The sequence below is a fragment of the Haloarcula sp. Atlit-7R genome (assembly GCF_003666065.1).
GTDB classification, from domain to species: domain Archaea; phylum Halobacteriota; class Halobacteria; order Halobacteriales; family Haloarculaceae; genus Haloarcula; species Haloarcula taiwanensis.
In genome coordinates this window covers 1-734 of sequence record NZ_QXIK01000050.1, presented here as the reverse complement: position 1 = coordinate 734, position 734 = coordinate 1, and the positions used below count along the sequence as shown (strand labels likewise).

Sequence of the window (734 nt, the reverse complement as noted above, 5' to 3'; positions counted from 1 at the left end):
ACCATCTTGTCGGCGTCTTCGACGGAGACGATACCGAAATATATGTTGACGGCAATCTCGCGGCCACAAAAGATTCAGCAGACGAAATAGATCCGGCATCGTCTCCCGCTGGTATTGGCGAAAACGTGGACCAATCGGGCCGGCATCTTGATGGGCAACTGGATGAACTGCGCGTGTATAACCGATCGTTGTCGCCGAATGAGGTCAGGAACCTCACCGATACAGCTACCGAGGGCGAGTACCGAAGCGGGTGGAAGACTGGCCCCTCGATCAGGGGTAACGATGTCAACTTGCGGTACAATGTCGACCAAGCACCCGGTCAAACTGTTGAGGTCATTGTTGTCGCCGACTACGGAGCACCTGGTCCGGGGATAAAACGGAGCAACAGCATAACGCTCTCTGGCGCCAGCGGCGAGGTGGGCGTGACTGGCCTGCCGGGGGGACAGTCAGCCGACCGATATTCTCTGATTGTCCGGCTCGATTCGTCGACGCCGACCGACTCCCCGACAGTCCAGGGTCTTGAGCTCGTGGAGGACACATGAACGACCGTGCGATCAGTGAGTCGCTTGGATTTGTATTCGTGTTCTCTATCATCGTCCTCTCTCTTGGGCTCGTGAGCACGGTCGGCTTCTCTCAAATTGAGGAAGTGCGCAACGACCAGCAGTTGGAGAATGCAGAACGTTCGTTCCGGATTGTCGCACAAAACATCGAGGAGTTGCAGACGGGGCAGTCCG

The 734-nt window shown here is 56.7% G+C and carries 1 protein-coding gene and 1 pseudogene; both read left to right on the top strand.

The features are described 5' to 3' along the window. Window positions 1–542: LamG domain-containing protein (locus D3D01_RS22555; protein WP_147439986.1), on the top strand; the 542-nt coding region annotated here is incomplete at its 5' end. After that, window positions 539–734, top strand: a pseudogene (locus D3D01_RS22550) (hypothetical protein); the annotation flags it as partial. The gene D3D01_RS22555 and the pseudogene D3D01_RS22550, both read left to right, overlap by 4 nt.